The following is a 25502-nucleotide window of genomic DNA, read 5'->3' as shown; positions in this document are numbered from 1 at the left end:
ACCCCAGCGACATCCACCCGAAGCCACAGTCGCGGCCTTGAACTGAACTTCGAATGACGATGCACCCGATCACCGAACGACAGCTTCTCGTGAACCGCCGCTACTTCTTCGGGAAGAGCGCCACCGGGATCGGCATGGCGGCGCTGGCGAGCTTGTTAGGGGAAGATGCCTTCGCCAACGGGGATGAGATTCCGGCGGCGATCACGCAGATCGCGCCCAAGGCGAAGCGGGTGATCTACTTGTTCCAGAACGGCGCGCCGAGCCACGTGGAGCTTTTCGACTACAAGCCGGAGCTGGCGAAGCGGCACGGGGAGGCGGTGCCGGATTCCCTTCTTGCGGGAAAGCGCTTCAGCACGATGACGGGAAATGCCAGTGGCAAGAAGCTGCTGGCGCCGCTGGAGCCTTTCCAGAACCACGGGAAGAGCGGGGCGACGGTGAGTTCGCTGATGCCCTTCACGGCGGGGATTGCGGATGAACTGTGCTTCGTGAAGAGCATGTTCACAGAGCAGGTGAACCATGCACCCGCGATCAATTTCTTCCTCAGCGGTAACCAGCTTCCGGGGCGACCGACGATCGGGGCCTGGCTGTCTTATGGCCTGGGCAGCCTGAACCGGAACCTGCCGACCTTCGTGGCGATGACCTCGGTGAATCCGGCGACGACCTGCGGGCAGATCTTCTACGACTCCTACTGGAGTTCGGGCTTCCTGCCATCCCGGCACCAAGGGGTGAAGTTGCACGCGGGCAGCGATCCGGTGCTGTATCTGAATAATCCCCAAGGCGTGAGCCCCGAACTGCGGCGAAACATGCTCGATGGGATCGCGCAACTGAACCAGCGCAAGCTGGAGGAAAGCGGCGATCCGGAAGTGGCAACGCGGATCGCGCAGTATGAGATGGCCTACCGGATGCAGACCAGCGTACCGGAGCTGGCGGATATTTCGGGGGAACCAAAGGAGGTGCTCGATATGTATGGGCCCGACGTGAACAAGCCGGGGACCTTTGCGCGGAATTGCTTGCTGGCGCGGCGACTGGTGGAGCGCGGGACTCGGTTTGTGCAGCTGATGCACGCGGGCTGGGACCAGCACAAGAGCCTGACGACGGAGCTTTATTCGCAGTGCAAGGATACGGACCAGCCGAGTGCGGCGCTGGTGAAGGATCTGAAGATGCGCGGTCTGCTGGAGGACACCCTGGTGATCTGGGGCGGTGAATTCGGACGCACTCCTTTCATCCAAGGCGATCTCAACGACCGGCCGAACTGGGGCCGCGACCACCACCCCTATGCCTTCACCCTGTGGATGGCGGGTGGAGGGGTGAAGGCCGGGTATACGCATGGAGAGAGTGACGAGCTGGGCTTCAACGTGGCGAAGGAGGGGGTGCACGTGCACGATTTCCAGGCGACGCTTCTGCACTTGTTAGGGATCGACCACGAGAAGCTGACGTATAAGTTCCAAGGGAGGCACTACCGGTTGACGGATGTGCACGGGAAGGTGGTGAAGGCGGTGCTGGCTTGAGGAAGAGAACCATCAACTACCAAGCACTAATTTTTAAACCAGAGTGTGATGAAGAAGGGTGCAGGCGCAGTTCTAGAATGTCCGGGTTGGGCGAGAGCCTCGGATTTCCCCTCACTTTCTGGAGCGCTTCATTGCAAGCGTGCCCGCCAAGCGGAGCTACCTCTCCCCAACACACTCCTGTTTAAAAATTAGTGCTTAGTCATTAGTAATTTGCCTTTCTCTCCAATGCCTTCCCCTCCCCTGATGGAATCCCCTCCCGGCCCGGAGGTGTGGATCGATGGGCGTCTCTACCGTTACTTTGCAGGCACCAGCTACTATGGGTTGCACGGACATCCGGAGGTAATCGCGGCGGGCTGCGAGGGGTTTCGGAAGTATGGCTTTCACACGGCGACGAGCCGGGCGGGATTTGGGAATAGTGCGCCTTTGTTAGAGGTGGAGCGGCGGGCGGCGGAATATTCGGGGCAGGAGGAGGGATTTTATTTCAGCTCCGGCTACGCGGCGAATCACATCCTGGTGCAGGCGGTGGAGGCGGCTGCCGCGATCTTCCTGGATGAGGCGGCGCACTTCTGTGTGGTGGAGGCGGCGAAGATCCGGGGCTTGCCAATCCATCGCTTCCATGCGCGCGACCCGGAGGATTTGCGGGCGAAGCTGCATGCGCACTTGCCGCATGGCGGGGTGCCGCTGGTGATGAGCGATGGACTGGTGGCGGCGACGGGTCACCTGGCTCCACTGGATGAGTATGTGAAGCTGCTGGCTGAATTCGCCCCGGCGGTGCTTATGGTAGATGACGCACATGGGCTGGGGGTGCTGGGCGAAGGAGGCCGGGGTAGCCTGGAGCATCTCGGTTTGGGCGATGCGGTGAATGGCGGGACGCCGTGCTTGGGCGTGAACATCCTCTGCGGTAGGACTCTGGGAAAAGCGATGGGGGGCTTCGGCGGGATCATTACCGGCCACCGCTTCTTCATGGAGAAGCTGCGGCATTCCTCGAACTACTACGACGGGGCGAGCGCGCCGCCCACGCCGGTGGCCGCCGCGACGGCCAAGGCGCTGGAGCTGGTGGCCGGGGATCCCTCTTATCGCGAGCGGCTGCGGCGGAATGCGCTGCACTTGAGACAGGGGCTGCGCGAACTGGGATTGGAGGTCCATGATGTACCCTCGGCGCATGTGGGCGTGGCGATCGGCAGGGCGGGAAACATGCAGCGACTGCACCGGGAGCTGCGGGCGCAGGGCTTCATCGTGCCGGTGACCTCTTATGTCGGCAGCGGGCCGGAGGGGATCATGCGCTTCGCGGTGTGCTCCGGGCATGAATTGGAGATGATCGATGATTTGCTGCGTGCGCTGCGCGGGCTGCTGTGATGCGATGCTGCGATATCGTGATTACCTCTCGCCTGTGAGATTTCTTCCCCTCGTCCTACTTGCCATTTCCATGTCCTCGCCTCTCCTTGCCACGGACTACAGCGCCGCGATCAACGGGTATGAGGCGACCGTGAAAGCCGAGATGAAGGAGTGGGATCTCGGCGGAATCGCGGTGGCCTGGGTGGACGGGCAGTCGATCGTGTATGAGAAGGGTTTCGGCGAGGCGAAGGCGGACAGCGTGTTTCGCGCGGGATCCGTATCGAAGCTCTTCAATGCGGTGGCGGTGATGCAACTGGCGGAGCAGGGCAAGCTGGACATCGATGCACCATTGCCTGCCGCTCGCTTGCCGGTGAATCCCTTCGATGGGCAAGCCATCACGCTGCGGCATCTCTTGTGCCACCGCTCGGGGATGCAACGGGAGGCAACGGTGGGCGGTTATTTCGATGACAAGGAGCCGACGCTGAAAGCGACGGTGGATAGCCTGAAGGGTTCGGCTCTGGCCTCGCCGCCGAACAGCGAGAACCGCTATTCGAACATCGCGCCGAGCCTGGCCGGGCAGATTGCCTCGGAAGCGGCGGGCAAGCCCTTTCCCGATTTGCAGCGGGCCGCAATCCTGAAGCCGTTGGGGATGAACCGCTCGGCATGGCTGCACAAGGACGTGCATGAAGTGCTGGCCTCGCACATCCGGGCGGCGGATGGCAAGGGTGGCTTCAAGGAGAGGAGCACGCCGGTCTTCGACTTGGGGACGATTCCCGCGGGCAATCTCTTCACCACGGCCGGAGACCTCGGGCGCTTCATGATGATGCTGGCGGCTGGCGGTGACTCGCCGGGCGGGCGGATCCTGAAGAAAGAGACGCTGGAGGAGATGTGGAAGCCGCAGTTCGATCAAAATGGCAGTTTCGGCATCGGCTTCGCGGTTGGCGAGTGGAAGGGCCTGAAGACCGTGGGTCATGGAGGTGCGGTGTATGGGCACAGCACGGCGCTCACTTACCTACCGCAGCACAAAATCGGGGTGGTGGTGCTGATCAACGAGGACATCGTGAACGGTCGTTCGCAGTATCTGGCGAATGAGGCGCTGATCCGGATGCTGGAAGCGAAGGGTGTGAAATTACCGCCGGCCAAGAAAACGGTGGAGGCGGGTGAGGAGCTTGCGAGCCTCGCGGGGGCTTGGGAGTCACAGAGCTTTTGGATGGAGCTAAAGGCGGATGGCAAGCTGCTGAGAGGCAATGTGTCCAGCCAGCCCTGCACGCTCCAGCCCGGCGCGAAGGACCGCTATGTGCTGGAGAGCAAGATCCACGACCATCTGTCGGTGGCGGTCGAACGCGACGAAAAGGGTGAGGTGAAGACCTTGGTCGCCGGCGCGCAGCGTTTCACGCGGGTGCTGGAGAAGCGCGAGGTGCCAAAGGAATGGAAGGCTCTGACGGGCGGCTACGGGCCCGGGCTGATCCCGTTCGTAGTGCATGCGAAGCATGGCCGGCTCTACGCCACCACGGAGAACATGGTGGACTACCGGCTGACGCCAGTAAACCGCCACGTCTTCGCCTTGCCGGAGGGCATGTATTTCAAAGAGCACGCGGTCTTCCTGGCGGATGAGAGCGGCAAGGTCAGCGCAGTGGAATTCGCGAACATGCGGCTCGAACGGATCAAGTAAACTTCATGAAGCTACGCATTCACGACATCAAGCTGCCGCTGCGGCACCCTTTCACGATTGCCCTGGGGACCACCACGCTGCAGCACAATCTGCTGATCGAACTCGAGCACGAGGGGATCATCGGCTATGGCGAAGCGTCGTCCTCGCATGCCTTCCATCTCTTCACGCCGAGTTCGATGCGTGCCTCACTGGAAGCGGCGCGACCGGTAATTGAGAGCGGTGACTTCACGACTCCGGAGGAGCTGTGGAACCGCGTTCTGCCGGTGCTAGGCGAGAACCGCTTCGCACTCTGCGGGCTGGACCAGGCGGCGCACGACCTATGGGGCAAGCGCGAGGGCGCACCGGTTTGGAAGCTGTGGGGCCTGAGCTTGGACCAGAACGTGGCAAGCGACTACACCATCGGCATCGACACTATCGACAAGATGGTGATGAAGATGAAGGAATTCGACGGCTGGCCGATCTACAAGATCAAGCTGGGCACCGGTGATGACCTGGCGATCGTGCGTGAACTGCGGAAGCACACGGATGCGGTCTTCCGGATCGATGCCAACACGGCATGGACTGCGGAGCAGACCTTGGCCTATGCGCCGGAAATGAAGGAGCTGGGCGTGGAATTCTTCGAGCAGCCGCTGAAGCGCGACGACTGGGACGGGATGAAGACCCTGAAGGGACGCTGTGCGCTACCAGTGATCGCCGACGAGAGCTGCCAGACCGAAGCGGATGTCGCGCGCTGCGACGGGCTCTACGACGGCATCAACATCAAGCTCTGCAAGGCCGGCGGGATGACGCCGGCGCTGCGGATGATCGCGGACGCCCGCCAGCGCGGGCTGAAGGTGATGATCGGCTGCATGACCGAATCGAGCGTAGGCATCAGCGCGATCGGGCAACTGCTGCCGCTGCTGGACTATGTGGACATGGACGGCGCGGTACTGATCGCAACGGACATCGCCACCGGCGTGCGTTTGGAGAAGGGCGTGGCGGTGTATCCGGAGGTGAATGGCAATGGCGTGACGCTTCTTTGAGGGTCGCCACGCCTGCAGAAACCACTAATCCTACCGGGCTTACAGCGAAACAAAAGTTCTCTCTGTTGACCCGCTGGGCGAGATGGGCAGAATCGGCGTGTGACCGGTCCGCTTTCCCAGAAACTTTTCGCCACCGCCAAAGGCCTAATCCCCGGCGGTGTGAATTCACCCGTGCGCGCCTTCCGCAATGTCGGCGGCGAGCCCTTCTTTGTGCGCCGCGCCAAGGGCTGCCGGATCGAGGACGTGGACGGGAAAAAATACATCGACTACATCGGCTCCTGGGGGCCGAACATCCTCGGCCACGCGCCGACCGTGGTGACGAACACGATCCACGAGGTGGCGAAGGACGGCGTCTCCTTCGGCATCCCGAATCCCTTCGAGGTGGAGATGGCGCGGGTGATCACCGAGTGGGTGCCATCCGTCGAGAAGGTGCGGATGTGCTCATCCGGCACGGAGGCCACGATGTCCGCGATCCGCCTCGCGCGCGGCTTCACCAAGCGCGACTACATCGTCAAGTTCGACGGCTGCTACCATGGCCATAGTGATTCGCTGCTGGTGGCGGCGGGCTCGGGTGCGCTGACGCATGGTGAGCCGGACTCGGCGGGCGTGCCGGCGGCCTTTGCGGAGAAGACCATCGTGCTGCCCTACAATGATTCGGAAGCGCTGGAGAAGATCTTCGCGGCACAGGGTGAGCAGATCGCAGCGATCATCGTGGAATCCTATCCGGCGAATGCGGGATTGGTGTTTCCAAAGCCGGGCTATCTCGACCTGCTGTCCTCGATCACGAAGAAGTATGGCGCGCTACTGATCTTCGACGAAGTGATGACCGGCTTCCGCCTCGGCAAGGCGGGCGTGCAGGGCATCGAGAACCTGACGCCGGACCTGAGCTGCTTCGGCAAGGTGATCGGCGGCGGCCTGCCGGTGGGAGCCTTCGGCGGCCGGGCGGATGTGATGGACATGCTCGCGCCGATCGGCCCGGTCTATCAGGCCGGCACGCTTTCCGGGAATCCGCTGGCAATGGCCGCAGGCCTCGCGCAGCTCAAGGAGCTCGGCAAGATCTCCGGCTTCCCGCGACTGGAAGAACTCGGAGCTCACTTCGAGAAAGGCCTGCGCTCCGTCATGGACGCGAAGGGCGTCCCCTACCGCCTGAACCGCACCGGCTCGATGTTCTGCCTCTTCTTCACCGACCGCGAGATCGTGAACGTGAACGATGTGATGAAGCAGGATCTGGAGATGTTTAAGAAGTTCTTCTGGGGCTGCCTCGACAAGGGTGTTTACACCGCACCGAGCCCGTATGAGACCGGCTTCCTGAGCTTGGCCCACACCGAGGCGGATCTGGATGAGACACTCGAGGTCTTCGAGCAAGTGCTGGCTACCATCTGAATCATCATGAGTTTCCCCACCAAAGGCCTAAGCGCCATCAACCACAAGGACACCCACTACCGCTTCATCTACCGCAACCGCGGGGGCAAGAACGAGCTGTGGGTGGAGATGAGCGCCTCAGCAGGCGGACAGCATCTCGTGGCCGACGTGCCGCGGGTGGTGAACCGCGAGATGGTGCCGCTGGCGATCGACTACGCGCGCACGAACGGCTGGGATCCGGCGAAGAAGGCGGAGCCCTTCCGCTGCCGCTACTTGAAAGGCAGCTTTGTCCAAATCGAGGAATAAGCGGACTCCAAAATCCGCGTGAGTTCCTCATCGCCTCCAGGAAGGCGGCGATTCAGCCTGCCGGGCATGACGGGAATCATCTTCCGCAGCCTAGCCGCCACGATCGCCTCCGCCACGCTCGCTCTTGCCGACAAGCCACTGGCGGAAGCGGCGGCACCCTTCGCGAAGGACCTGCCGGCGGGCAGTATGGTCACCGGTGAATCGATCGACGGTAAGCGCAGCTACGCGGTCTTCGGCAAGGCCGAGCCCGATGGCGTGGCGCCGAAGAAGCGGATCTATGAAATCGGCTCGATCAGCAAGGTCTTCACCGGCTTGCTGCTGGCGGATGCAGTGCAAGCGAAGCAGGTCCGCTTGGATTCAACCCTGAAGGAACTGCTCGGCGAGAAGCAGAGCTTCGCGGATCCCAAGGTCGGCGAGATCACGCTGCTGCAACTGACGACTCATACTAGTGGCCTGCCGCGCCTGCCCGACAACATGGGTCCGAATCCGGATGCGGAGAAGGATCCCTATGCCAAGTATGACCGGGAGAAAATGCGGGCCTTCCTGGCGAAGGTGACGCTGCCTCCCCCACCCCATCGCGCATCGTATTCGAATTTCGGCGCGGGCCTCTTGGGCGACCTGCTGGCAGAGCGCAGCGGGAAGAACTGGGAGGCACTGGTGAAGGAAAAGATCACCGGCCCGCTCGGCATGAAGGATACACTCGTGAGCCTGGATAAATCCCAGCTCAAGCGCTTGGCCCCACCCTACCGCGGCACGGAAGCGGGGACCTCGTGGACCTTCCAGGCGCTGGCAGGAGCAGGTGCGCTGCGCTCCACCGCGGAGGATCTGCTCACCTTCGGAGAGGCCCTGTTAGAGCCGGGCAAGACAGCTCTTCCCGGAGCGATTCAGATGTTGATGGTTCCGCGCTCCTCTTATGAAGACGTCGCGGGCGAGATCGGTCTGGGCATCATCGTCGGCAAGCTCGACGGCGAGCAGGAATACCAACACGCGGGCGGCACCGGCGGCTATCGCTCGATGCTGCAGGTGATTCCATCCAAGAAGATCGTCCGCGTGGTAATGATCAACAACGACACGATCCCAGCGGAGAAGGTCACCGCTGCCACGCGGGTGCCTGCGGTGGTCAAGGAGACTCCGGAAGTGAAGCTCACGGACGCGGAGTTGGAGGCCTTCCCCGCTGTCTATGAGATCGGGCCGATGGCGCGTTTCACGGTGCTGCGTCGCGAGGGCGCGCTGTGGGTGAGGCTGAGCGGGCAGCCTTTCTACCCAGTCACACCTATGGGCGGGGACCGTTTCCGCTACGCGGTGGTGCCGGCGGAGCTGCAGTTCCAGCGGGAAAATGGCAAGGACAAGGCGCTGACCCTGGTGCTGCACCAAAACGGCCGCGAGATCATCGGCAAGCGCAGCGAGGAGCAACTGCCGACGATCCTTTTCCCGAAGGAGGAAGAACTGAAACCCTATGAAGGCCAGTATGAGCTGGCTCCGGGACGCATCTTCACGGTGAGCGTGCGCGATGGCAGCCTCATCGTGAAGCTGGATGAGCAGCCGCCCTTCACGGTGTTTGAGACCAAGCCGGGATACTTCGAGTATGACGTGGTGAAGGCCGCCTTGGAGTTCAAGAAGGATGACGAAGGCAAAGTGGACAGCTTGATCCTGCACCAGAACGGCGATCACCTCGCAAAGAAGAAGTAAGGGGGAGACCCTGTGGAGGGCGGACACTTTTGTCCGCCCATCGCCTTGATAGGGAGCGACGACGAATGGCACGTGATTAAGCTCGATTTCGTGGACCTCTCTTCGTCCCGACGGGACGGCTCATAATAGCCCGGCACGATAGTGCCGGGTACGGCGAGCCGGATCATCGCGTCCCAAAGGGACGCCTCATGCTTCTGGCGCACGGGCTAATCAACTGATGCAGGAGTTGGGCGCCGCTTGCTTTGCTTCCCTGCGAAAACAGCCTTAATCACGTGCCACTCGCCGCTGCTCCTCATAGGCGGACAAAGGTGTCCGCCCTCCACTGGGCCTTGCGCTAAGGGACAGCGTGAGAACCCTCGCCAACCGGCATACCCACGGCTAAGCTCCCCCCGTGGAAGCCGAGGCCGACAGCTTCATCCTCTATCTGGCGACGGAGCGCGGGCTCTCGGCGGCCTACCAGCTATCGGTGCGGCAGACCCTGGATGCACTCGCCGGCTTCCTCAAAAAGAAGAATCTCCCCCTGCCCGATGTCGGAACGGATGAGCTCTCCGACTTCCTCGCGGAGCGGAAGAGCAGCGGCCTGGCTGCTTCCTCACTGAGGATCGTAACGGTGCATTTGAAGGTCTTCTTCCGCTGGCTGGCCGCCCGCGGAAAGCTGCCGATGGACCCGGCGGAGCCGCTGCTGTCGCCGCGACCCGATCAAACTCTGCCGGAAACCCTGCATGGCAAGGAGGTGACCCGCTTGTTAGAGTCGATCGATCCGGTGCAATTCCTCGGACGGCGCGATCGGGCCATGCTGGAACTATTCTATTCCTCCGGCCTGCGCCTGTCGGAGCTGTGCTCGGCTCGGCTGGAAAACTTCGACATGGAGGAGCATTTCATCCGCGTCACCGGCAAGGGCAACAAGACGCGGATCGTGCCAATCGGCCGCCAGGCGGAAGAAGCGATCGAAGACTACCTGCGGAACGAGCGCAAGGAACTCGTCAAGAAACGCAGCAGCTCGCACCTCTTCCTCAGCGTGCGCGGCGGCAAGCTCTCGCCGGACCGTGTGCGGCAGGTGGTGAAGGAACGCGCGGCCATGGCTGGCATCGACCAGAACGTCTATCCGCACCTCCTGCGCCACTCCTTCGCGACCCACCTGTTAGAGGGCGGTGCGGACCTGCGGGTGATCCAGGAGCTGCTGGGACACGCGGATATCTCGACCACCCAGATCTACACCCATGTGGATGGCGCACGTCTGAAGTCGATCCACAAGAAATTCCATCCGCGCGGCTAGCGCGGCTTCTTGACAGCCCATCCTGCAGGAGCGGCTTTCCGGCCGTTGCAGCATGAAGAGCTGAAAGCAGCGGCAAGAGAGATCGTGAAGCCCTGAGATGGCGCGGCGAAAGGGCGCGCCCTCCACCAAAAGAGAAGCAGCCCGGGGGAAACCCGAATCCCACCGGACTGCCTTTACCCTCGATAAGATATCGTAACCGTTTGCCTACCGGGTCATGGCAGACCCTGAGTGGACAGTAGTGAAACTAACGGATTTTCTTGTAGTCGCCTAGCTACCCGTTCGGGTTGTGTTGGGCTTGGACTCGCCTCACCCCCCATTCATGGGAGAACCCACAGCACCGGCTGGGTAATGGCGATGTTGCGGCGGACTTCGGCGTCCTGCGGATCCGGCTTGAGGGACTTCCAGAGCGCGAGGTAGTCGGCGTTCTTGAGAGCCAGACCGGCGAAGAGCAGGCAGGGCTGGCGTGCGGGCCAGCCGTCCCATGCCTGGACGTCGGGCTTGAGTGGCCAGCGGGATTTGTCCTTCAGGAAGGGATAGAGATAGGCCGCGGCCTCCTTGATCCCCTTCCCGTCGCCGCGGGTGAAGCTCCACAGGTCGTCTGTGGGAGTGGAGAGCACTTGGCAAAGCGTCGCCATGTTATCGAGCTGGAAGATCGAGTAGGCGTAGGGCTTGGTGCGCGCCAGCTCTTGGGGGAAGCTGCCATCGCCCGCCATTTGTTTCGCGAGGAAGCTTTCCTTGAAGCGCTTGCGACAGTCGGCGAGCGCTCTCTCGTCCCCCGTGAACTCGGCAAAGACGGCCACCTGAAGCCAGAAGGCCACCGCGTGGTTGTTCTTGGTGGCAGCTTCCTCCTGGCCGTTCTTACTCTCGAGCATCCACTTCAGGTAGTCGCGGAACCACCCCTTCAAGCCGGCCTCCAGCTCTTGATTGAAAGCAGCGGAGCCGTGCATCGCGGCCACAGCTTTCGGGATCTCGATCAAGTGCAGGGTATCGATGATACCAATCCCGCGGCCCGGGCTGACGCCGGGGATCGCCTGCGCGTAGTTCAGGTGCGGATTCATCCGCGTCGCGGGATCGAGGAGGAAGATCCTCAGGAGTTCCGCCGCCTTCTTTGGGAACCTCTCGTCGTGCGTGGCGAGCCAGGCGGCGCCGAGCGCGGCCACCGCATCGCGCAGCTCGCGCACGGCATCGCGGTGGCCGGTGAAGTTCTCCGGATTGGTTTCGCCATCGCGCTTGATGTAGGGCAGGCCATTCGGCTTGGAAGGATCCGGCCACCAGTAGTCGCCATTCGAGTAGAAGTCGTTCGGACCTCCTTCGCTGAGCTTCGCCGGCAGCTTGGTGATCGTCAGCGGCTCGAGTTTCAGCGCGGCTTCCGCGGCGGCGAGGATGCGGGCACGGTCGTGGGCAATGAGTTCCGTTAGACCAAAGGATGCGCTTGCTTGGCGCATCCACTCAGGGCCGGTCTCATCGCGGCTCAGCGGATGGGATTTCACGGGCTCTGCGGAAAACTGGTCGCAGCCGGCATCGGTGCGGGCGGCGCGTGCCTGACCATCGGCATCCATCGTCACGGTGGCCAGGCGATCCACCGCCGCGCGCAGCGAGCTGGCTGGCAGCGGCCTCCACATCCCATCGCCACTGCGACTGAGCATCAGCTCGGCCTCGGTGACATGTTCGTCCGGCAGATTGCTGAAATTGCCGGACCAGCGGAAGCCACTGCCTTCCGTGCCCTTGCTCAGCTCGGCTCCTGGCGGGAGTGAAAAGACATTGCCGATGATGCTGGCATTGTCCGGCCGCAGGCTGCGCCCGGATGACCCCATGCCAGCTTCCAGATCGATCGCGGTGCCGGGCGAGGCAACCACCGTATTGAAGGCGATGGTGGCATTGCGCGCCGTGAAGTAGCCGACCAAGGGCGAATCGGGAATCCCGGCAGTGATCCAGAAGGAACCGTTGCAGACGGAGTCGATGTAGTTGTTCACCACCACATGGTCCTCGCCGATGATGCGGATGCCGCCGGAGCCGCGCTTGAGATTGCCGAAGAAGAAGTTCCCCTCCACGCGGCAGCGATTGCCGTGGCGCAGGGTCAGCATGCCGGCGCAATCGCGGAAGGTGTTCCCGCGGTAGATATTGTCGCAGGACTTGTTGGAGATGATCTCGATCTCGCCATCGCAGCGCTCGAAGAGATTGTTCTCCATCACCGTGGCGGAGGAACTCATCGACTGGTGGCTGTAGCCGATGCGGATGGTCTCGCCGCCATTGCGCCCCAGCGGTGGGCGCGGGCCGAAGTAGTTGTGGTCGAGCTGGTGATGGTTCGGCTTTTCCTCGACCTCGATCTGGACCGTCGGATTGTCGGTGGTCTTGCCAGAGAAGGCACAGTGATCGATCCGATGACGGAGGCCCCAGAGGCGGAGGAAATTTCGGTGCTGGCCGCCGCTCACCGCGCAGTTCGTGATCCGGCAATCACTGCCACGGACTTCGATGGCATTCGCATCGGTGCTGGCGTCCTTGAACCAGAGGCCATCGACCAGCAGGTGCTCGCCATCGACCTTCAAGGCCGAGCCGCCTTCCAGGATCACCTTCCCCGGAGTGGCCGCGCGCAGCGTGATCGGCTGGGCCTCTGTGCCCTTGGCCGTGAAGGCAAGACGCTGGTCCTTCCAGGTGCCGTCACTGATGATGACGACATCGCCCGGGGCCAGGGAGTCGCTCAGCCTGGCCAGCTCCACGGCGGAGGAAATCGTATGCTCCGTCGCGAAGGCGCTGGGCGCAAGGATGGCGGAAAGGACCAGGGACAGCCGGGAAAACATCTGGCTGGAGTCTCCGGGAAGGAGCCATATCAGGCCAGCTACTCGTGTGAGTGGCTATTTGAGATACTTGATCAGCGCCTCGCTGCGGGACCGCACGTGCAGCTTGCGGTAGATGTGCTTCAGGTGGAAGCGCACGGTATCGAAGCTGATCCCAAGCTGATCGGCGATTTCCTTGGTAATGTAGCCCTTGGCCAGCAGCGCGAGCACTTCCTCCTCGCGCGGTGTTAGATCCTCGAGATCCGCGTCCTTGGCCTTGGCGGGCTTACGGAAGGAATCGACCACCTTGCGGGCGATCTCGCCGCTCATCGGCGCGCCGCCGAACCAGACATCCTTCACCGCCTCCACGATCTCCTGGCGCGGAGTGCGTTTGAGCAGGTAGCCGCTGGCACCGGCCTCCAGCGCCTTGAAGACGAGATCGCTGTCCCCGAAGACGGTGAAGACCAGCACCTGGATGTCCGGGACCTTCGCTTTGAGCTGCAGGGTGGTCTCCACCCCGGTGATCCCGGGAAGCTGGATGTCCATGATGACAACATCCGGCTTGAGCTCGGGCAGCTTTTCCAAGGCTTCCTCGCCGCTGGAGAAGCTCTGGAGAAAACGCAGGCTGGAAGCACGCTCAACCGTGCGGGTGAGCATCTCGCAGATCTCGACGTTGTCTTCGACAATGGCGACGCTGATTGGCATGGCAGTAAGGGTTGGAGATTTGAAATCTCAGATTTGAAATTTGAAATGAAATGAAATGCGCGCGGACCTCTCAGGGCTTCGGCAAAGGTAGTTCAATCGCGATGGCGGTGCCACTGGCAGAGCTGCGGATCCCCAGGCTGCCACCAAGTTCCGCCACGCGCTCGCGGATGTTTTTCAGGCCGTGGCGGGCGGGGGCGACGACGTCGTCCGCAGGAAAGCCGTGGCCATCGTCGGCGATCTCGAGGTGGAAGCGCTCACCCGCCGTGCGGATGGCGAGGGTCACATGACTGGCCCCGGAGTGCTTCAGCACATTGTTCATGATCTCCTTCGCCATCAGGAAAAGGTGGTGGCGCACATCGGGCGAGAGATGCGAATCCGGAATATCCTCCGGCAGATCCACGTGACAGCGCACCGGGGTCTCGCGGAAGTATTCGATGGCGTATTGGCCGATGTAGGATGACAGCGCGGCAAGGGTGTCATTCTTCGGGCTGACGGTCCACACCGCGGCATCGAGATCGCGGGCAATCCCACGGACCCGCCCGGCGATCCTGGTGGAGTAGGTCTTCATCTCCTGCGGGTCGTTCATGTCCTCCGCCAGCTCCTCCGCCATCATGCCGATCTGGGTGAGCCCGGCACCGAGGCCATCGTGCAAGTCGCGGGCGATGCGTGATCGCTCCATGTCGACCCGCCGCGTGGCCTCCAGCTCCAGCAGCCGGGCTTTGAGCCGCCGGTGCGACCAGTAACGAACCGCCACGATGAGCCAACCAGCACCGAGCAACACCGCGAGCCCCCTCGCCCACCAGGTTTCCCACCACGCGGGCAGCACTACGAACTTCAGGCTCGCGGTCTCCCCATTCCAGTCGAGTTCGCGGTTGCAGGCCTGGACTTCGAATTGATAGCTGCCCGCAGAGAGCTGGGCATAGCTGGCACTGCGCAGGTTGCCGGCGTCATTCCACTCCGATTCCAGCCCGGCGAGCCGGTAGCGGAAGCGCACCTTGTCCGGGGAAACGAAGGTCGGCGCATTGAAGTCGAAATCGAGCTTCTGCGCATGGTAGGGAATCCGGTTCTCGGCAAAGGGCCAAGGCTTGCCGTTCACCGTCAACTTTTCGATGACCGGCGGGCCGACCCAATCGGTCCGCTGCTGCTTGGGATCGGCGATGACGATGCCCTTGCGCGAAACGAAGAAGAGACGCCCATCCTGCGCCTTCCAGGAAGAGGGCTGGTAATTGGCAGCCGCGGAGAAGCCCGCGAGGCCATCGTCCTTGCCATACTTCACTGGCGTGACTTGGGCGATTTTCCCCGCCGCGCAGGCCAGCAACTCGGCCTTGTCCGCCCGGAACAGGGCGCTGGAAGTGCCGAACCACATGGAGCCAAAGTCATCCTCCACCATTTGCGAAATCACATTGTAGGGCAGGCCCTGCTCTTCTGTTAGGGCGGAGAATTTCCCGCCCTGCCAGAGCATCAGCCCGGCACCCCCGGTGCCGATCCAGACGTGGCCCTGCGCATCACCATTCAGGACACGGATCCCGCTGCCATTGAGGCCGGGGGGCTCCGCGAGCTTGGTGAAGTGGCCGCCCACACCGCGAAAGAGATCGCCCAGCTCGGTGCCCACCCAGATCGCGCCGGAAGCATCCTCGCAGATGGCCTGGGCCTGGATCCCGGTATAGCCATCGGCCGGTCCATACAGGGTAACCTTCGGCCCCTTCACGCTCATCAGCACCGCATCCTCGCCACCGGCCCACACCGTCCCATCGCGGGCCACGTGGATCGCATGGTACTTCCCGGCGACCACCGGCCCGACACGGTCGGGCGGAAGGGAAAGGTCCGGCGTGACCCGCAGCAGTTGGGTATTCGCACCCACCCAGAGATGCCCATCGCTGCCCGGATAAAGCGGCACCGCGCGGGAGGGCCATCCGGTGAGATCAGGGGGCGGCAGCAAGCGATCACCGCTCAACTCACGCAGGCCCGCACCACCACTGGCAAACCAGACCTTGCCCGGTGGACACTCGGCCACACAGCCCTCGATCTCAGGCGTCCAGCCGGACTGTTCGCCCAGGATCTGGAAGCGGGCGCGCTGGATCAGATTCAAGCCACCGCCGGAGGTGCCGACCCAGATGTTACCCTCGCGGTCTTCATGCAGCGCCGCGATCCGGGCGTGGGAGATCTTCACCTGCTGAAAACCGCTGCCTGCCCAGCGGAAAATGCCGTGTGCCTTCGAGCCAAGCCACACCGCGCCCCGGCGGTCTTCCAGCATCGCGATCGGCGGTGCCGAGGACCATGGAGCCGTACTGGAGGACAAGCGCAGTGCGCCGCCATCCCACTTCCACAAGCTGTCTGCAGAAGCAACCCACAGGCCGCCTTCGGCTGAGGAGGTGATGCTCACCCCTGTCGCGTCGATCTCGGGCACACGGACCAAGCCGCTGCCATCAAAGCGCTCCACTCCGAGCCCGCGGGCCACATAGATCGTGCCATCCTTCGCCCGGGCAAAGGTCCCGAATGTCGCCGCGTTCGCCCCCACTGGCGGCGCGATGTGGAGAATCTTGCCATGATCCCAGCGCCAGACATTGCGGTCATTGCGGAGGATCCAGAAGACATCCGGCGCTTCTGAAAAAATCGCATTGATCCGCCGCCCCTCGCCCAACTCGGCACTGAGCGGATGAACCGAAAAACCGTCCTTGGTCAAACGCACCAAGCCGGAGACATCGCAAGCGACCAGCAGCGTATCGTCATTTTCTTCAATGACGTCGGCCACCCGCGAGGCACGCGGATTGTCCAAGAGTTCCGAGCGGCGCTGGAGAAACTCGATGCCATTGAAGCGCACCAAGCCACCCTGTGTGGCAAGCCACAGGAAGCCATCGCGGCTCTGGAAGATGCCATTGACGCCATTGTGGGGCAGGCCTTCATCGGTCTCCCAGGCGCGGATCGAGAAGTTTTCCTCCGGCACCTGCTGCGCGCCAAGCCGCCCGCCCGCCATGGCGAGGAGGGCCAGGGCGGCAGCACAGAGGATCCGGAGCGACAGCATGATCACGAACCTAGCAGGTTCGGCGCGCGGGTTAAGATCATTTCATCCCTCAGTGAGCCGGCCCCACCTTGACCAGCACGACGCCGTGAGACGCCACCGGTGCCTCGAAACCCGCCGGCAATGCCCCCAGATCCTTCTGCCGCCAGAGGTCGCGCACCGCTTGGCTGCCGCTGAGGCCGAGCTCCTGCCACTTGACCGATACCGTCTCCTCCTTGTCGCCGAGGTTAAACAGGCCCACGGCCCGCGAACCGTCTTCAAGTTGCTTGGCGAAGACTATCAGCTTGTCCTTCTCCGAGACCTTCAACGCCTGCTTGCACAGGCTGTCCTGGTTCACGGCGATCACCTCGTCGTTCGTCAGCAGGCTCAGGGTGAAGTCATCCATCTTCTCCAGATCGCAGCCGAGCAGGAGCGGCGCGGACAACAGCGACCAGATGCTGATGTGGGTATACTGTTCGTCCGGCGTGAGATTGGTCGGATGCGGCTTGCCCCAGCCGACCTGACCGACGACCAGCATGTCGGGGTCATTGAAGTGCCCCGGCTTCTGGTAGCGCGCCCACTTGTCGCCGTTGAAGCCCTTCTTCCACATGCTGTCCCAGGTATCCTTGATGTCGCCGGTGGTCCGCCAGCAATTCGCCAGCGGCGAGAGTTCGCCAATACTCTGGAAGGGCGTGCTGTTAGAGAGGCTCAGGACGACGTCGCGCCCGGAGGCACGCAAGGCCTTGTCCATCTCGGCAGTCTCAGGCACCTCAATGGGATTCCAGTCGTATTTCAGGTAATCGATCCCCCACTCCGCCCACTGCTTGGCGTCCTTCTCGGCGAAGTGATATTTGCCGATGGCCCAGGGCAGGATCTTCTTGTTCACCGTCTTCGGACCATTGCCGGGCGAGGTCCAATCACCATTCTCATTCTCCGAGGAACCACCAATACGGCGCGCGTAGGTAGTCACCCAGGGACTGGAGTAGATGCCCACCTTCAGGCCCATGCCGTGGATCTCATCGCAGAGGCCCTTCATGTCCGGGAAGCGTTCGGAATCCGGCTGAATGGCTTGGTACGGCCCGCCGCGGCGCCCCTGCCACGCATCGTCGATATTCACATAAGTCCAGCCGTGTTGGTCCAGTCCGTGGCGGACGATCGCCTTCGCCGCGGCAAGGGTCTTCTCCTGGTCGATCCGGCCACCCCAGCAGTTCCAACTGTTCCAGCCCATCGGCGGCGTCAGCGCGATGGTCTCGCCGACGACGATCCGCAAAGGCCTCTCGACGGTGCCACGCGAGTTCTTCGCGCTCAGCACCACCTCATGCGTGCCCGGCTTGTCGAGCTTGCCCGAGATCCGCCCGGTGGCGGAGTCGAGCTTGAGGCCATCCGGCAAACCCTTGGCAGAGAAATTCATCGGCCGCTCACCGGTGGCCGGGATCGAATAGAGAAAGGGCGATCCCGGACGCACACCGGAGATCTTCGGGCCATTGATCCGCGGCTCGGCGGGCGGCTTCGGTGTGAGGATCGCGGGCTCCGCCAGCAGGAGCTGTGACGACGCCAAAGCGAGCAGGATGGAAAGAAGCGGGGTGGGTTTCATGCAATTCCCAAAAGTAGCCCCTGCGCGACCGGCGGCCAGCTACCTGCCTGAGTAGGGAAAGCTCACCCCAGCGTCATCGCGCCACCACCCTGACATAAAAAGCACCGGGCTTCCCGAGGATCGCCCGCCGGGCCTTCGCGATCCGCCGCGCCCGCCACATCGCCAGTCCCAGCCATAGCGGCAGGTAGCACAGGACCACCAGCCAGTGCGCGACTCGCCACCACTCCAAATCAGCCTCAATCCGCCCGACACTTCCCCCGACGACCATCTGATAATCCTCCGAGCGGTGCTCAAAGCCCGGTTGGGGAAACCATGGCCCTGTATCCATGAGTCCGCCGGTGAAATTCCGGTCAAACCCACCGGGCAGCCCGGGCTCCACCTGCCGGAAATCAACGCCAGGCCTCTCATCGGGATCAACCCGCCACCTGCTCAACACAATCTCCGAGCGCTGGCTCGAGATCAGGCCCATCGAATGGTGCGACCCGGCATACCAGCGGTAGAACGAATAGGTCGTCCGCGAGTCCTGCCAGACCCAAACCTGAAACCCCAGGACCAAGAACCCGAACCAGAAAAGCAGCGAGCGGTGCAGCGGCATCTCCCCGCCACATTATGCTGCTTTTCCAGCACATCAACCGCTTTCTTCAGCCTCCGAAAACATGTGCCGCCCATGGCACCTTCCGCCAAGCCTCATCCCGCACAGTCAAATCCACAATAAACCTCGCCACCTCCGTGCCGCTGTAATCCCGCTGGTTCCTCTCCCAGCCATTTCTCGCGATCATCAAGCGCTCCGCCTCGTGCTCCGAGAAGTACCGTACTTTCTCCGCCAGATCCCCCACCCCATCAAAGTAAACGATCTCATCCTCCCCATACAGCCCTTCCAAGCCCGCCCCCCGCGGCGTGAGAGTGAGAATACCATTCCCCATCAGCTCCGCGATTCGCGAGGAGGAATAAAGCGGCACATCCACCCGCCGCGAAAGATTCAGCGCCATCTTCGAGCGCCGGATCACCTGCTCCTTCTCCCAGCCGAAGATCCCCGGCTGATCCAGGCAGCCGTAGTAGCCCACCCGCAGATCCGGCAGAAGCTCCCGCAGCTCTGACAAGAAAGCCCGCCGCCCCGGCTCGCCCTTGTCGCGGCCGAAGAAGAGCAAGTCGTGAAGAATCTCCCCATCCAGTGTCTCAAAAGCCCGGTGGCACTCGATCCCCGCATCCACCGCACTGGGAATAAAAGCCGCCGGACAATTCGGTCGCGCCAGCGCCTCCAACAAGGGACCACCAGTCGAACAAAACAGCGCATCAATCACCTCCAGCCGCTCGCGCAGGTGCTTGGTCTCCTCCTCATCCCAGAGCGGGTCCACATACCACAGCCCGATCCGGATCTCCGGCAGGATCGCGCGGATCTCCCGCAGGGTCGCCGCGGTGATGTACTGCGCGTGCCCCAGGATCAGCAGGTCCGGGTGCACATTCCGGCAGGTCTCGATCAGCGCTTTGTTCGCCTTCCCCTTGCCGAAGGTCTTGCTCTTCGTCGGCGAGAGCATCCGCGCCCGGTCATTGATCGAAAACGGATACACGAAGTGCCCCAAGCGGACCAGCCCGTGATGGATCTTCTGGTCCTGGTTCCACAGGTGCGCGCCATCCTTGTCGAGCTGGAGGTTGGCGGCGTGGACGATGCGCATGGGCGAGATTTGAGCGGAAAGCGCGGCGTGGAAAGTGAGAATTGCCCCCCGCTCAGGTGGCCGAGGAACTGACGAAGCTCACCCGCCCGCTCCGGTCGTAGGCCACGAACAAGAGGTAGGGACCCCAGCCCTTGATCAGATAGGTTTGCAGCCCGTGCTCCGCCGAATAGCCATCCGGAAAGTGGGCCTGCGCTTCCCAGGATACACCTTCCCCGGGTTTTGACTCATAGCTGGCTTTCTGCCCGAGCAGCTTCTCCACCTCCTGAAGCGACATCCCCGGCTGGATGCCTTGCCAAGACTGGATCAGCCGGGAACTCGTATCCTTCCTCGGCACGACCAAGGGCAGCAGTCCCCATCCGAGCGCCAGTCCAAGGACAAAACCCACGAAAGCTTTGAGCATGGATAAGCGTGCCATCCCGGCCCCTTTCCGCGCAATCCGAAACGCCCCCGTCCGGCCTCGCCACACTTCGCGCTTTTCACTGGCTCTCTCTCCTCCGAACCTCCCCCCGTGATTCGCGTTTGTCACGTCCTCGCCAGCGTCGGCGAAAAGGGCGGTTTGGAGAAAAATGTCATCGAGCTGGCCAATCAACAGGTCGCGCTCGGCCATGCCGTCAGCGCCGTGGCGGACGAGACCATGCGCGCCTACTTCGCGCCGGGGGTGAACTTCGTCGCCCACCCGATGGGCGGCGGCCGGCTGAATCCCCTGAACCTGCGCGCCCTGAAGAAAAAGATCCTCTCCACCCAGCCCCAGATCGTCCACGCCCACGCCAACAAGGCCGGCACGATGGTCCGCTCGCTGCGCAAGAAACTCCCGGGCATCAAACGCGTCGCCACGGTCCAGAACATCAAGCGCAGCAGCAAACCCTTCCGCGACTACGATGCAGTGATCACCGCCTCCGCCCAGGTGAAGGACTCGCTCGGCGGAATCCCCGCCACGGTCATCTGGAACTCGATCGCCCCACCACCACCCGGCACCAAGGAAGCCGCACTGGCAACCAATCCCCCCTTCCTCGGCGGCGGCGAGCCGGTCTTCAGCACCGTCGGCCGCTTGGTTCCCGCCAAGGGCATGGACCTTTTGTTAGAAGCGATGGCCCAAGTCCCGGGCTTCAAGCTCTGGCTCATCGGCGAGGGCCTGCAGCGCCCGCTGCTCGAAGAACTCCTCGCCAAGCACCAGCTCCGCGAACGCGTCTGGATGGCCGGGCATCGCGATGATGCCGTAGGCCTGATGGGCTGCTCCGACCTCTTCATCGTGGCCTCGCGGAACGAAGGCGGCCCCTACACCCTGGCGGAGGCCCTGCACATGCGCGTGCCGAGCATCGCCACCCGCGTCGGCTTCTCCCCGGAGTTCCTGCCAGCGGAAGCGATCATGGAGGCAAATTCCGTCCCGGAACTCGTCCGCGGCCTGAAACTCGCGCTCGCCGACTTGGCCGGCCTCAAGCAGCGGCAGGAGCCATCCTTCCAGCTGGTCGCCAGCGAAGTGACCCTTGAGGCGATGACCAACAAGGTTCTAGGCATCTACGAGAAGCTGCTCGGCGCTTAGGCCGGCCGCAAGAACCGAGACCGCCCGGAGATATAACTTGCCCGCTCCTCGGAACCGGCCGCTGAGGACCTCCGTAATCTTTGTTCAATTACGGAGGCCCTCGCTACACATACTAGATCGGAACCATGAAGGCAGAGCCCTTCATGATATCTTCCCGAAAGCTCACGGGTTGATCACGAAGCTGAAGGGAGTCGACATCGCTACCGTATCATCGTAGGCATAGGCCATGCAGTATCCGTAGTAGGTACCTGCTGGCAGGTTCGTCAGGCTCTTCGTCCATGTGCCACCGGTCATGGTGCCATACAGAGTGCCATTCAGCACAATCTCCACCTTCTCGATCTCGGCGGCGCCATTCGGACCGCTGTGAGAGGGCAGGGCCCCGACCTGAACCGTGCCGGGCGCCGTGGAGACAGTGATGCCGTAAAAAGCGATCACGCTCGGGCTGCCTTCCCCCACGAGGTCGGCATCCCGCGCCACCGGGAGCTTGGTGGCACCGGCCGCCGTGGTGCCGTTGCCAAGCTGCCCCTCGTTGTTGCGACCCCAGACATAGACCGTGCCATCGGAGGCAAGTGCATAGCTGGTTCCCGCGAGGCCATCGCCACCGGCTGCCACCTGGACAATGTCGGAGAGTTCACCCGTTCCGGCAGGGTCCTTCACCTTCTCCGCATAGGCGCGGTTGGAGGTGGTGTTATCGCCCAGCTGCCCGTAGCCATTGTAGCCCCAGGACCAGACATGGCCGCTGCTATCCAAGGCCAACGTGTGAGAGGCACCCGCGGCGACCTGCTCGATCTGATCGAGGGCCGCGCCCCCGGTCTTGAGCACTTGCTCCGGGAAAAGCACGGAGCCCGCAGCCGTCGAGCCATTCCCCAGACGGCCATAGGCCCGGTTGCCGCAGGACCAAACCGTGCCTTGCATCGTGGGAACCCCAGCCTTCCAACGGACGAACACTGCGTGTGCCCCGCCTGCCGAGAAATCCAGCACATCCTCCAGATCCGTGGACACATCCTTCTTTACCGGCATCGCCACCGAGCTGTTAGTGGTGTTGCCCTGGCCCAATTGGCCGGTGAAATTGTAGCCCCAGGACCACACTTTACCGGTGCCCCCGGTAGTTTCGGAGGCGTGCGCACTCCGTGCCAGACCATAGGCCTCGGCCGCGGCGATCTTTCGAATGCCGGTCAGCGCCGTCGGAGAGCCTCCGAGATCCCCGCGCAGCACAGCGCCGGGAAGCAGGCGCGTGCCGCTCGTGGTGTTGCCTCCCAAGCGACCGGAGGCGTGGCTGCCCCAGGACACCACGCTGCCGTCACTGAGGAGCGACATCGACCACTCATTGCCAGCCGCAATCGCCCTGGAATTGCTCAGATACGTCACCGGCGAGGACGAGGTGAGAACCTGCGAGGCAACCGAGCGATCCGTCGTCGAGTTGTTGCCGAGCTGTCCGGAATTGTTGCGGCCGAAGCTGTAGACGTATCCATCCTGACCCTGGATCAAGGAGTGCGTGAAGCCCGCAGCCACTGCGTTGCCGGCAATGCTCCCTGAGCCGAGCACATACTCCGGATCCTCGACCTGGTCGTTGGTCGACAGGCCATTGCCCAGCTTGCCGTGGTTCTGATTTCCCCACGCCCAGCCTTGGCCGGACACGCTCAAGGCGAGCCCGTGCTCATTGCCTGCGGCAAGCGCACCGGTGATCCGGTAGTCTTCGGTGGCGACCGTGCTCGACACGCCGCCCAACCAAGCCTTTGCCTTCACCACCACATTCCGGTTAACCCGGAGGGTGCCACCACTTGTCACGATGGGGTCAAATTCGGTCGGCACCGCACCGTTCAAGGTGTAGTGAATCGTAGCGCCCGATGTAGCGCAGGAAACGGTGACATCCAGCGCCACCGGATAGTCCTGGGTGGACGGCAGGAATTGAGGCTGCGCCACCTGTGCGGCAGCAAAAGACGCCAATGAGCCGCAACCGATTGCAGCCATGCGACAGACCCACGAAGAAGAATGGTGTGTTATCATGCGAGGGTCGGACGCTGTTCGGACACCCCATCACTTGGCGAGAAGAAATCCCGTCTCTAACGCACTTTAATGACAACTCATCGAGTTAATGTCCGATATTCCCCCGGAGATAACCGAACAGCACTCCCCCAAACAAAAAATGGAGACTTTCCCGTCAGATTTACTGCCGTGGAGAAGGTCCAAGAGGCTTCTCGGGCTCCTGCCTTTCTCCTGTTCGAATTTCTACCTTCGACCGGCAGGATCCCTCATTCCCATCCCGCCCGAATGGCACTTGAATAAGGCCATTTCCACCGAGGCCACCGTTTTAAGATTTGGACCGGGATAGATTGGATGGATGGGATCCAGAAGGTCTCTACCTCCGGTTCTCCCGGCATTTCAACCTATCCATCCCATTCATCCCGGTCCCAAAAAGAACCCGGAAGGCAGCCTGAATCAGCGATCCTAAACACCAATCCTCTTCATCTGCGTGCATCCCGTTCATCTGTGGTTGCATGGCTGTTTTGGAACCCACCACCAAATCTGACGGAGCTCAGAAATGACTCTCCTGCTCTTCCCTTCCGGCACGCCAAAGCCCCTCCTCACTCCGGCCGACCTTCACTGCTCATTCTTCCCTTGTGACGATTCCGCCCACCCGGATTCTCTCCTCGACTCTGCGCGGAATTCTGTCTATTCAAATGAACAGAACCCCGAGCCCTGCGGAACTGCGCCGCAGCGCCGGGGTTTATTTTCGCCGCCCCTGCCCCATGAAAACATCCCGTTTTGTCGCCCTCTTCTCGCTGCTGGCCATGGCCGCGGCACCCGCGCTTGAGATCCGCTTTATGGCGTGGAATCTGGAATGGTATCCCGGCGGCACCCCGGGTGCCGATGCGGCCAAGGCAGCCGAGCACAGGAAGCTCGCCTCCGAGGTGGTCACCCGCGAGAAGCCCGACATCTTCATCGGAGAGGAAGTCAAGAACTGGCAGGCCTTTGCCGATCTCGCCGCGACCGTTCCGGACTTGCGCCCGGTGGTCGTCTCTGCCTTCCGCAATGAGCGCGGCGGTGGCGTCGGCCCCCAGCAGGTCGGCATCGCCAGCAAGCTGCCGGTGGAATCGACCTGGGCGGAGAGATGGAAGGATACGCCGGTGACCGCGGACACGCCGCCACGCGGCTTCAGCTTCGCCGCAGTCAGCCTGCCCGCACCGGAGAACGGCGTGCTGCTGGTCTATGGCGTGCACCTCAAAAGCAATAGCGGCGGCGGGACTGGCGAAAAGGATGCCGCCAACTACAAGATGCGCGAGGAATCCGCTCACCAGCTTCTCGCGCACGTCGCGGAAATGGAGAACTCCATGTTCAAGGGTAAGGTCCGCGGCGTGGTGGTCGCCGGGGATGTGAATACCAACCAAGACGGCCAATTCGGCGACAAGACCCTGGAGATCCTCACCGCCGGCGGCTTCCACAACACCTGGGCCGACGTGCCGAAGGCCGATCGCTTGAGCTGGCGCGGCAGCGACCGCTACGAAGCAACCACCTTCGACTATGTGCTCACCAAAGGTCTCGGCACCGGTAAGGCCGCACTGGCCGAAGCCCCCAAAGGCGCCAGCGATCACTGGCCCGTGATGATCACCTTCAGCTTCCCGGAAGCAAAGGAGGCCGCCCCAGAGCCGAAGGCTCCTGAAGCGGCGCCGCAGAAGCCCTGAGCCCTTTCGCGTCGAACTACTTGGGTGCCTCTTCCCCGGGAGCGCAGAGGCACCCGCCCCGCAGAAGCGACCAGTGCGCTAGGGCACAATTTCGCGCGATGAACGGATAGCGCCGTGGCTTTGCTGCAAGGCTTCACGACAAACCTCAGTGAGGGACCATTCCCAGAACCTCCGCGCGATCTGAAGAAGGAAGAGTCGTCCCCCTATCATCGCTCGCTCACCAGCCCTTTCGCGTCGAACTACTGGGTGCCTCTTCCCCGGGAGCGCGGAGGCACCCGCCCCGCAGAAGCGACCAGCACGGTAGGGCACAATTTCGCGCGATGAACGGATAGCGCCGTGCCAATGCTGCAAGGCTTCACGGCTCA

The 25502-nt window shown here is 62.6% G+C and carries 18 protein-coding genes; 10 read left to right on the top strand and 8 right to left on the bottom strand.

Features of this window, described 5'->3' with window-relative positions; translation table 11 throughout:
* The first annotated feature begins 59 nt into the window (after positions 1–59).
* The 8 genes from BV071_RS27510 to xerA all read left to right on the top strand — a co-directional run bounded on the left by BV071_RS27510 (position 60) and on the right by xerA (position 10170).
* Positions 60–1508: a DUF1501 domain-containing protein gene (locus tag BV071_RS27510; protein ID WP_035614665.1), complete on the top strand. Its 1449-nt coding sequence runs from the start codon at positions 60–62 to the stop codon at positions 1506–1508.
* 243 nt (positions 1509–1751) lie between these two features.
* Positions 1752–2864 (top strand): pyridoxal phosphate-dependent aminotransferase family protein, encoded by a 1113-nt coding sequence (locus BV071_RS27505; protein ID WP_035614324.1) that lies wholly within the window; start codon positions 1752–1754, stop codon positions 2862–2864.
* Between the two features lie 70 nt (positions 2865–2934).
* Complete coding sequence (locus BV071_RS27500; protein ID WP_035614322.1) at positions 2935–4515, top strand: serine hydrolase domain-containing protein; 1581 nt, start codon at positions 2935–2937, stop codon at positions 4513–4515.
* 5 nt (positions 4516–4520) lie between these two features.
* Entirely contained in the window at positions 4521–5537 is a 1017-nt protein-coding gene (locus tag BV071_RS27495) for a dipeptide epimerase (RefSeq protein WP_035614321.1), read from the top strand.
* A 99-nt stretch (positions 5538–5636) separates the two neighbouring features.
* The gene (gene hemL / locus BV071_RS27490; protein WP_035614319.1) at positions 5637–6920 is read left to right on the top strand and encodes a glutamate-1-semialdehyde 2,1-aminomutase; all 1284 of its coding nucleotides are present in this window, start codon (positions 5637–5639) and stop codon (positions 6918–6920) included.
* Between the two features lie 6 nt (positions 6921–6926).
* Positions 6927–7205: a hypothetical protein gene (locus BV071_RS27485; RefSeq protein WP_035614316.1), complete on the top strand. Its 279-nt coding sequence runs from the start codon at positions 6927–6929 to the stop codon at positions 7203–7205.
* Positions 7206–7271: 66 nt separating this feature from the next.
* Positions 7272–8894 (top strand): serine hydrolase, encoded by a 1623-nt coding sequence (locus BV071_RS33815; RefSeq protein ID WP_052573957.1) that lies wholly within the window; start codon positions 7272–7274, stop codon positions 8892–8894.
* Between the two features lie 391 nt (positions 8895–9285).
* On the top strand, positions 9286–10170 hold the full coding sequence (xerA, locus tag BV071_RS27475) for a site-specific tyrosine recombinase/integron integrase (protein WP_035614314.1): 885 nt from the start codon (positions 9286–9288) through the stop codon (positions 10168–10170).
* A gap of 317 nt (positions 10171–10487) precedes the next feature.
* Here xerA and BV071_RS34950 read toward each other — a convergent pair whose 3' ends face one another.
* From BV071_RS34950 to BV071_RS27440, 7 genes are all read right to left on the bottom strand, one after another.
* Positions 10488–12968: a chondroitinase-B domain-containing protein gene (locus BV071_RS34950; protein WP_081886271.1), complete on the bottom strand. Its 2481-nt coding sequence runs from the start codon at positions 12966–12968 to the stop codon at positions 10488–10490.
* Positions 12969–13022: 54 nt separating this feature from the next.
* A complete protein-coding gene (locus BV071_RS27465) occupies positions 13023–13649 on the bottom strand; it encodes a response regulator transcription factor (RefSeq protein ID WP_035614312.1) in 627 nt (208 codons plus the stop codon).
* A 70-nt stretch (positions 13650–13719) separates the two neighbouring features.
* The gene (locus tag BV071_RS27460; RefSeq protein WP_265594972.1) at positions 13720–16671 is read right to left on the bottom strand and encodes a sensor histidine kinase; all 2952 of its coding nucleotides are present in this window, start codon (positions 16669–16671) and stop codon (positions 13720–13722) included.
* A 49-nt stretch (positions 16672–16720) separates the two neighbouring features.
* On the bottom strand, positions 16721–18241 hold the full coding sequence (locus tag BV071_RS27455; RefSeq protein ID WP_035614308.1) for a putative Ig domain-containing protein: 1521 nt from the start codon (positions 18239–18241) through the stop codon (positions 16721–16723).
* 73 nt (positions 18242–18314) lie between these two features.
* Complete coding sequence (locus BV071_RS27450) at positions 18315–18836, bottom strand: hypothetical protein (RefSeq protein ID WP_035614306.1); 522 nt, start codon at positions 18834–18836, stop codon at positions 18315–18317.
* A 46-nt stretch (positions 18837–18882) separates the two neighbouring features.
* Positions 18883–19914 carry a glycosyltransferase gene (locus BV071_RS27445; RefSeq protein ID WP_052573956.1) on the bottom strand — a complete coding sequence of 344 codons (1032 nt, stop codon included), beginning with the start codon at positions 19912–19914 and terminating at the stop codon, positions 18883–18885.
* A gap of 52 nt (positions 19915–19966) precedes the next feature.
* Positions 19967–20299 carry a hypothetical protein gene (locus BV071_RS27440; protein ID WP_265594971.1) on the bottom strand — a complete coding sequence of 111 codons (333 nt, stop codon included), beginning with the start codon at positions 20297–20299 and terminating at the stop codon, positions 19967–19969.
* 123 nt (positions 20300–20422) lie between these two features.
* Between BV071_RS27440 and BV071_RS27435 the strand changes: the two genes are divergently transcribed.
* The gene (locus BV071_RS27435) at positions 20423–21454 is read left to right on the top strand and encodes a glycosyltransferase (RefSeq protein WP_035614302.1); all 1032 of its coding nucleotides are present in this window, start codon (positions 20423–20425) and stop codon (positions 21452–21454) included.
* A 162-nt stretch (positions 21455–21616) separates the two neighbouring features.
* On the opposite strand, the gene BV071_RS33810 is transcribed toward BV071_RS27435, so the two are convergent.
* Positions 21617–23425 carry a chitobiase/beta-hexosaminidase C-terminal domain-containing protein gene (locus BV071_RS33810; RefSeq protein ID WP_052573955.1) on the bottom strand — a complete coding sequence of 603 codons (1809 nt, stop codon included), beginning with the start codon at positions 23423–23425 and terminating at the stop codon, positions 21617–21619.
* Between the two features lie 779 nt (positions 23426–24204).
* Between BV071_RS33810 and BV071_RS27425 the strand changes: the two genes are divergently transcribed.
* Positions 24205–25137 carry an endonuclease/exonuclease/phosphatase family protein gene (locus BV071_RS27425; RefSeq protein ID WP_265594970.1) on the top strand — a complete coding sequence of 311 codons (933 nt, stop codon included), beginning with the start codon at positions 24205–24207 and terminating at the stop codon, positions 25135–25137.
* Positions 25138–25502 lie beyond the last annotated feature (365 nt).

The sequence above is a fragment of the Haloferula sp. BvORR071 genome, assembly GCF_000739615.1.
GTDB lineage: Bacteria > Verrucomicrobiota > Verrucomicrobiia > Verrucomicrobiales > Akkermansiaceae > Haloferula.
The sequence above is the reverse complement of the archived record's forward strand: the minus strand, read 5'-3'. Positions and strand labels throughout refer to the sequence as shown.